This window comes from Sphingomonas bacterium (genome assembly GCF_903644135.1).
In the GTDB taxonomy this organism is placed as follows: domain Bacteria; phylum Pseudomonadota; class Alphaproteobacteria; order Sphingomonadales; family Sphingomonadaceae; genus Sphingomonas.
The window spans coordinates 1-6,789 of record NZ_CAHJXA010000147.1 but is presented as its reverse complement, the minus strand read 5'-3'; the positions used below and the strand labels follow the sequence as shown (position 1 = coordinate 6,789).

At 68.9% G+C, this 6,789-nt stretch carries 8 protein-coding genes; 3 read left to right on the top strand and 5 right to left on the bottom strand.

Translation table 11 applies throughout. The annotated features are described in order from the left end of the window. Positions 1-116 precede the first annotated feature (116 nt). Together HUU96_RS09045 and HUU96_RS09040 are read right to left on the bottom strand one after the other, a co-directional pair. Positions 117-479 (bottom strand): DUF4440 domain-containing protein, encoded by a 363-nt coding sequence (locus tag HUU96_RS09045; RefSeq protein ID WP_174292496.1) that lies wholly within the window; start codon positions 477-479, stop codon positions 117-119. 73 nt (positions 480-552) lie between these two features. Then, positions 553-777, bottom strand: a complete 225-nt coding sequence (locus HUU96_RS09040; protein ID WP_174292495.1) for a hypothetical protein — start codon at positions 775-777, stop codon at positions 553-555. A 137-nt stretch (positions 778-914) separates the two neighbouring features. Here HUU96_RS09040 and HUU96_RS09035 point away from each other — a divergent pair, with 137 nt between their 5' ends. From HUU96_RS09035 to HUU96_RS09025, 3 genes are read left to right on the top strand one after another with little or no spacing between them, the layout of a single operon-like run. Further along, the gene (locus HUU96_RS09035; RefSeq protein WP_254605157.1) at positions 915-2,219 is read left to right on the top strand and encodes a 3-methyl-2-oxobutanoate dehydrogenase (2-methylpropanoyl-transferring) subunit alpha; all 1,305 of its coding nucleotides are present in this window, start codon (positions 915-917) and stop codon (positions 2,217-2,219) included. Between the two features lie 41 nt (positions 2,220-2,260). Continuing rightward, the gene (locus tag HUU96_RS09030) at positions 2,261-3,268 is read left to right on the top strand and encodes an alpha-ketoacid dehydrogenase subunit beta (protein WP_174292498.1); all 1,008 of its coding nucleotides are present in this window, start codon (positions 2,261-2,263) and stop codon (positions 3,266-3,268) included. Beyond that, positions 3,268-4,629 (top strand): dihydrolipoamide acetyltransferase family protein, encoded by a 1,362-nt coding sequence (locus HUU96_RS09025; protein WP_174292494.1) that lies wholly within the window; start codon positions 3,268-3,270, stop codon positions 4,627-4,629. Before HUU96_RS09030 ends, HUU96_RS09025 begins: the two co-directional genes overlap by 1 nt. Here HUU96_RS09025 and HUU96_RS09020 read toward each other — a convergent pair. Genes HUU96_RS09020 through HUU96_RS09010 form a run of 3 tightly spaced genes read right to left on the bottom strand, consistent with a single transcriptional unit; the run spans position 4,586 to position 6,784 of the window. Continuing rightward, entirely contained in the window at positions 4,586-5,290 is a 705-nt protein-coding gene (locus HUU96_RS09020; RefSeq protein WP_254605156.1) for a DUF2238 domain-containing protein, read from the bottom strand. The two genes, HUU96_RS09025 and HUU96_RS09020, sit on opposite strands and share 44 nt — an antisense overlap. Then, the gene (gorA, locus tag HUU96_RS09015; protein ID WP_174292493.1) at positions 5,287-6,633 is read right to left on the bottom strand and encodes a glutathione-disulfide reductase; all 1,347 of its coding nucleotides are present in this window, start codon (positions 6,631-6,633) and stop codon (positions 5,287-5,289) included. The genes HUU96_RS09020 and gorA overlap by 4 nt, the downstream gene beginning before the upstream one ends. Positions 6,634-6,646: 13 nt before the next feature. Next, positions 6,647-6,784: a DUF4174 domain-containing protein gene (locus HUU96_RS09010; RefSeq protein ID WP_302480229.1), complete on the bottom strand. Its 138-nt coding sequence runs from the start codon at positions 6,782-6,784 to the stop codon at positions 6,647-6,649. Between the last annotated feature and the right edge of the window lie 5 nt (positions 6,785-6,789).

Sequence of the window (6,789 nt, the reverse complement as noted above, 5' to 3'; positions counted from 1 at the left end):
CGGTCGCAAGGCGGCGATCGCGGCGGGCGGCATCGCAGCGCTGGGGCTGGCGGGGATCGGTGCGTGGCTACACCGGCGCTCGCCGCGGCCCTAGGACCAAGCGGCAGACGTGGCGCTCAGTCCTGCTGATCGAGCGCCGGCAGCTGCTGGTGCTGCACCACCCGCCAGACCTCGTGCCCGATCCGGCGGATAGTGGAAGTGCACCAGGCCTCATAGCTTGCGTGCCCGTCCTTCTCCGCACGCACGCGATAAGCGACGACGATCAGCCCTTCCTGCGGGCGCGACACCGTGCGGTCGGTAAGCTCCGCCCGCTCCCAAGTCGGCGTGTCCGCGACGGCGGCTATGGCCTCTTCGCCAGCGAACGCGAAGGGCGGGCGCGGCAGCACCATGACGACCTCCGCATCGACCTTCTCCCGGTAATTTTCCGGTCCCTCGATCCACAGGCTCTGCTCGAAGCCCCATAGCCGGTCGTCGTCCATCGTCGCGTCTCCTCGTCGCAGCGCCAGCGTCTGACGAGGAGCGAGGTTCCGACCGGCGACGCCAGCGATCAGGTCAGCGTCCTAGCGCGACCTCGCCGGCATAGTCGATCGCCTGCAACAGCACGCGGGGACCACGCCCGAGCGCCAGCGCGCCGACGACGACGCCCGACACCGCCGCATTGACCGCCAGCCACGGGGCCATGACCGCGACCGACAGCAGCAGCACCGGCGCGCCGACCAGCCGGCGAACCAGTGGCGAGGCGGGGGTGCGGGTCCGGACGATGGGTGCCATGTACATGGGAGCGATCCTTTCGCCCTCGACGATGCGCCACGCAGGGTAAACGATCCGTTACCATCGCCTCGCCACAGCGACCCGCTTGAAACTTGGTCGCAAAGCGTCACAACGCCCGATGAGCGTTGGCGATCGGTCGATGCGTGGAGAGACCGTTCGTGGCCGATCAGCCGCCGCCTGCCAGCAACCTGCCCCGGCTGTCGCTGCACGTTCCCGAGCCTCGCTTCCGGCCAGGCGATGCGGTCGATTTCGCGACGGTCGAGGTGCCGCCGGCGGGGTCGGTGCGCCGTCCCGACACCGCCGAGCCGGCGAGCGGGTTCACCGACCTCGCCTACACGCTGATCCGCGTCCTCGACGACGACGGCCATGCGGTCGGGCCGTGGGACCCGCGGCTCAGCCCCGACCTCCTGCGGCGGATGCTGCGCTCGACCGTGCTGCTGCGTGCCTTCGACGAGCGGATGTTCCGGGCGCAGCGCCAGGGCAAGACCAGCTTCTACATGAAGGCGACCGGCGAGGAGGCGGTGGCGGTCGCCGCCGCCTATGCGCTCGACCGCGACGACATGTGCTTCCCTTCGTACCGCCAGCAGGGCCTGCTGATCGCGCGCGGCTGGTCGCTGGTCGACATGATGAACCAGATCTATTCCAACAGCGCCGACCGGTTGCAGGGCAAGCAGCTGCCGATCATGTATTCGGCGCGTGAGGCGGGGTTCTTCTCGATCTCGGGCAATCTCACCACCCAGTATCCGCAGGCGGTCGGCTGGGCGATGGCGTCGGCGGCCAAGGGGGACACCCGTATCGCCGCGACCTGGTGCGGCGAGGGCTCGACCGCGGAGGGCGACTTCCACTCCGCCTGCACCTTCGCCTCGGTCTATCGCGCGCCGGTGATCTTCAACGTCGTCAACAACCAATGGGCGATCAGCAGCTTCTCGGGGTTTGCGGGAGCGGAGGCGACGACCTTCGCGGCGCGTGCGGTCGGCTATGGCATTGCCGGGCTGCGCGTCGACGGCAATGACGCGCTGGCGGTCTATGCGGCGACGCTGTGGGCCGCCGAGCGCGCGCGGACCAATCAAGGGCCGACGCTGATCGAGCATTTCACCTATCGCGCCGAGGGGCACTCGACCTCCGACGACCCGACTCAATATCGCAGCGCCGGCGAGCCCAACGCCTGGCCGCTCGGCGACCCGGTGCGGCGGCTGAAGGATCATCTGATCCAGCTCGGCGAGTGGGACGAGGAACGCCACGCCTTGCAGGACCGCGAGTGCGCCGAGCAGGTCCGCGCCGCGCAGAAGGAAGCGGAGAAGAACGGCATCCTCGGCCATGGCCTGCACCAGCCGCTCGACACGCTGTTCGACGGGGTGTTCGAGGAAATGCCCTGGCATTTGCGCGAGCAGCAGGCGCAGATGATGGCGGAAGAAACCGCCAGCGGTCGGCCATGGGCGAGGAAGTGATGGCCGACGCGATCGAAGCGGAAGCGCCCGCCACCACACGCATGAACATGATCCAGGCGATCAACTCCGCGCTCGACGTGGTGATGGCGCGCGACCCCGACGTGGTCGTGCTGGGCGAGGATGTCGGCTATTTCGGCGGCGTCTTCCGCGCTACCGCCGGGCTGCAGGCGAAGCACGGCAAGACGCGCGTATTCGACACGCCGATCACCGAATGCGGCATCATCGGCGTCGCGGTCGGCATGGGGGCGTACGGCCTGCGCCCGGTGCCGGAGATCCAGTTCGCCGACTATATCTACCCGGCGCTCGACCAGCTCGTCTCCGAAGCGGCGCGGCTGCGCTACCGCTCGGCGGGCGAGTTCACCGCGCCGATCACGGTCCGCTCGCCCTATGGCGGCGGCATTTTCGGCGGCCAGACGCACAGCCAATCGCCGGAGGGCATCTTCACCCACGTCTCGGGCATCAAGACGGTGATCCCCGCCACCCCCTACGACGCCAAGGGCCTGCTGATCGCGGCGATCGAGGACAACGATCCGGTCCTGTTCCTCGAACCCAAGCGCATCTACAACGGCCCGTTCAACGGCCATTGGGACCGCCCGGCGGAGAACTGGTCGAAGCATCCCGGCGGCGAGGTGCCGACCGGTCATTATACCGTGCCGCTCGGCAAGGCGGCAATCGTCCGGCCGGGCGAGGCGCTCACCATCCTCGCCTATGGCACGATGGTGCATGTCTGCGCGGCGGTGATCGAGGAGGCGGGCGTCGACGCCGAGATCGTCGACCTGCGCACGCTGGTGCCGCTCGACATCGCCGTAATCGAGGCGTCGGTGAAGAAGACCGGCCGCTGCATGATCGTTCACGAGGCGACGCGCACCGGCGGCTTCGGCGCGGAACTGTCGGCGCTGGTGCAGGAGCGCTGCTTCTACCACCTCGAAGCGCCGATCGAGCGCGTCACCGGCTTCGACACGCCCTATCCCCACAGCCTCGAATGGGCCTATTTCCCCGGCCCGGTCCGCATCGGCGAGGCGCTCAAGAAGATCATGAGGGACGCCTGATGGCCCGCTTCACCTTCAAGCTGCCCGACATCGGCGAGGGCATCGCCGAGGCCGAGATCGTCGCCTGGCACGTCGCGGTCGGCGACCGGGTGGAGGAGGACCAGAACCTCGCCGACATGATGACCGACAAGGCGACGGTCGAGATGGAGTCGCCGGTATCGGGGACGGTGGTCGAGATTGCCGGCGCGGTCGGCGACCAGGTCGCGATCGGCGCGGCGCTGGTGGTGATCGAGGTCGACGCCGCGGTCGCGACCGACGAGGTGGTGGCGGCACCGGAAAGCGAGGCGCAGGCCGAGACGGCCGAGCAGTATGAGGCGGAGAACCCGGGGGTGGAGGAAGCAAACCCCTCTCCCCCTGTGGGAGAGGGAGGGGCCCGCTCAGCGCAGCCGAGTGGGAGGGTGAGGGGGGATGACGACACGGCTCCGCTCGCCGCTCCCCCTCATCCTTCCCACGCCGGCGCGGGCCCCTTCCCTCTCCCACAAGGGGAGAGGGAGAAGGCCGTCCTCGCCTCCCCCGCGGTCCGCGCTCGCGCGCGCGATCTCGGCGTCGACTTGGCCGAGGTGAAGACCGACGGCGACCGGGTCCGCCACGCCGACCTCGACGCGTATCTGCGCTACGGTGCCGGTCAGGGCTACCAAATCCCCGGCCCCTCCCGCGCTCGCGCTGACGAGGAGGTGCGCGTCATCGGCCTCCGCCGCCGCATCGCCGAGAACATGGCCGCGTCTAAGCGCGCCATCCCGCATTTCACCTATGTCGACGAGATCGACGTTACCGAGCTGGAAGCGATGCGCGCCGCGCTCAACGCCAACCGCGGCCAGCGCCCCAAGCTGACGCTGCTCCCCCTGCTGATCGTCGCGATCTGCCGCACCTTGCCCGAGTTCCCGATGCTCAACGCCCGCTACGACGACGAGGCCGGCGTGGTGACGCGCCACGGCGCGGTCCACCTCGGCATGGCGACACAGACCGACGCCGGCCTGACCGTCCCCGTCATCCGCGGCGCGCAGGACCGTAACGTCTGGCAGCTCGCGACCGAGATCGCGCGCCTGGCCGATGCCGCCCGCGCGGCGAAGCTGAAACCCGAGGAACTGAGCGGCGGCACCATCACCGTTACCAGCCTCGGCCCGCTAGGCGGCATCGCGACGACGCCGGTCATCAACCGGCCCGAGGTGGCGATCATCGGGCCGAACCGGATCGTCGAGCGGCCGGTGTTCACGGGACGCGGCGACGACATCCGCCGCGCCAAGCTGATGAACCTGTCGATCAGTTGCGACCACCGCGTCGTCGACGGCTGGGACGCGGCAAGCTATGTCCAGGCGCTCAAGCGGATGCTGGAAACGCCGGTGCTGCTGTTCGCGGATTAACGCCCCTGCCTGAGCGCGGCATGCGCCACAGCAGCCAGGTGGACGTCACCAGCGCCCCGACGATCGCGGTCGCCATGTCCTTCTGGCTGTCCCAGACATCGCCCTGTTGCCCATTATAGTCGTCGGCCATGCCGGGCGCGAGAACCACCGTCAGCAGCCATTCGAAGGTCTCATAGGCGGCGCTCGCCGCGCCGACGAACAGGAAGCCGATGCAGATGCCGGCTCGCCGGCTCAGTCCGCCATGACGCCGCGCCACCTCGGCAACCGGACCGACCCACAGCAGCCCGAAGCTGAAATGCACGACGCGATCGAAGTCGTTGCGGGTGAGGCCCAGCAGCGACGACACGTCATGGCCCAGCACCGCCCGCGCCCAGGCGTCATAGGGCACGTTCGAGTAGGTATAGCGCCCGGCAAGCGTGTGGAGCAGGAAGAACGCCAGCAACGCCGCCACCGATCGATCCGACAGCGGGAAGCGCCAGAGCAGCGGCGGCGCGGCGATGATGAGCGCCACGGTGGGGATGTGCTGCAACGGCGCGATCGCCGGATAGGGTTGGCGGATGTTGGCAAGCACCAGCGCCGCCGCGAGCCCGAGCAGCATCCAGCGCTGAGCCGCCGGCAACGCCGTCCAGGACCGCCGGTAACCGCTCCAGCGCCGCGTCATTTCAGCAGCACCAGCTCCTCCGCCATGGTCGGGTGCAGCGCCACCGTCTGGTCGAACTGCGCCTTGGTCAGCCCCGCCTTCACGGCCACCGCCGCCGCCTGGATAATCTCGGGCGCGTCGGGGCCGATCAGGTGGATGCCGACGACGCGGTCGGTCTCGCCGTCGCACACCATCTTGTAGAGGGCGCGCTCGTCGCGGTTGGCGAGCACGTTCTTCATCGGCCGAAAGTCGGACGAATAGACCTTCACCGACCCCAGCTTCTGCCGCGCCGCCGCTTCGGTCATGCCGACCTGGGCGATCGGCGGGTGGCTGAACACCGCGCTCGGCACGCAGTCGTAATCGACGCGGGTCGGCTTGCCGCCGAACACGGTGTCGGCGAACGCCTGCCCCTCGCGGATCGCGATCGGGGTCAGCTGGATGCGGTTGGTGACGTCGCCGACCGCATAGATGCTCTCGCAGGTCGAGCGGTTGTCGGCGTCGACCTTGACCGCGCCCTTGTCGTCCAGCTCGACGCCGGCACTGTCCAGCCCCAGCCCCTTGGTGTTGGGGATGCGGCCGGTGGCGAACATGACGAGGTCGACCACTGCCGGCTCATGGCCGCTCATCGTCACGGTGAAACAGTCGCCGCTCTTCTCGATCGCCTGGAAACTGGCGTCGAAGCGGAATTCCAGCCCCTTCATCATGCTGATCTGGAGCAGGCGGTCGCGCAGGGCCAGCTCATAGCCGCGCAGGATCTCCTTGGTGCGGTTCATCAGGATGACGTGCGCGCCAAGCTGGTGGAAGATGCCGGCGAACTCGTTGGCGATGTAGCCGGCACCGGCGATCAGGACGCGCTTGGGCACGGCGTCGAGATGGAATGCCTCGTTGCTGGTGATGCCGTGCTCGTGGCCGGGGCATTCGGGGATGGCGGGGTGCGCGCCGACCGCGATGAGGATGGTCTTGGCGGTCTTGGTCGTGCCGTCCGCCAGCGTCAGCTCGTTCGGGCCGCTGACGGTGGCGCGCTGCAGGATGATCTCGCCGCCGGCATTCTGGATGGTGTCGGTATAGGCACGGTTGATCCGGTCGACCTCCTCGAACACGTTGTCGCGCAGCGTCGGCCAGCTGAAGTCGCACTGGTCCGGCACGTCCCAGCCGAAGCGCTTGGCGTCCTTCAGGTCCTCGGCGAAATGCGCGCCATAGACGAGCAGCTTTTTGGGCACGCAGCCGCGGATGACGCAGGTGCCGCCGACGCGATGCTCCTCGGCAACGGCCACCTTGGCACCATGGGCGGCGGCGACGCGCGCGGCGCGGGTGCCGCCCGAGCCGGCACCAATGACGAAAAGGTCATAGTCAAAATCAGGCATGGAGGTCTTTCATTCAGCGCCGGCCGGCGCGGCGCATCGGCATCGCGTCGATCGTCTTCTGCAGCGCGGCTATGGGCAGCGGTCCGCGCCGACGCAGTGCCTCATGCCCGTCCTTGCCGACCAGCACGACCTGGAAGTCGCCGGGCGGCAGCCGCC

Coding starts and splice junctions, on each gene's coding strand:
- HUU96_RS09045 (WP_174292496.1), bottom strand. CDS start 479: ATGGACGACGACCGGCTATGGGGCTTCGAGCAGAGCCTGTGGATCGAG.
- HUU96_RS09040 (WP_174292495.1), bottom strand. CDS start 777: ATGTACATGGCACCCATCGTCCGGACCCGCACCCCCGCCTCGCCACTG.
- HUU96_RS09030 (WP_174292498.1), top strand. CDS start 2,261: ATGAACATGATCCAGGCGATCAACTCCGCGCTCGACGTGGTGATGGCG.
- HUU96_RS09025 (WP_174292494.1), top strand. CDS start 3,268: ATGGCCCGCTTCACCTTCAAGCTGCCCGACATCGGCGAGGGCATCGCC.
- HUU96_RS09020 (WP_254605156.1), bottom strand. CDS start 5,290: ATGACGCGGCGCTGGAGCGGTTACCGGCGGTCCTGGACGGCGTTGCCG.
- gorA (WP_174292493.1), bottom strand. CDS start 6,633: ATGCCTGATTTTGACTATGACCTTTTCGTCATTGGTGCCGGCTCGGGC.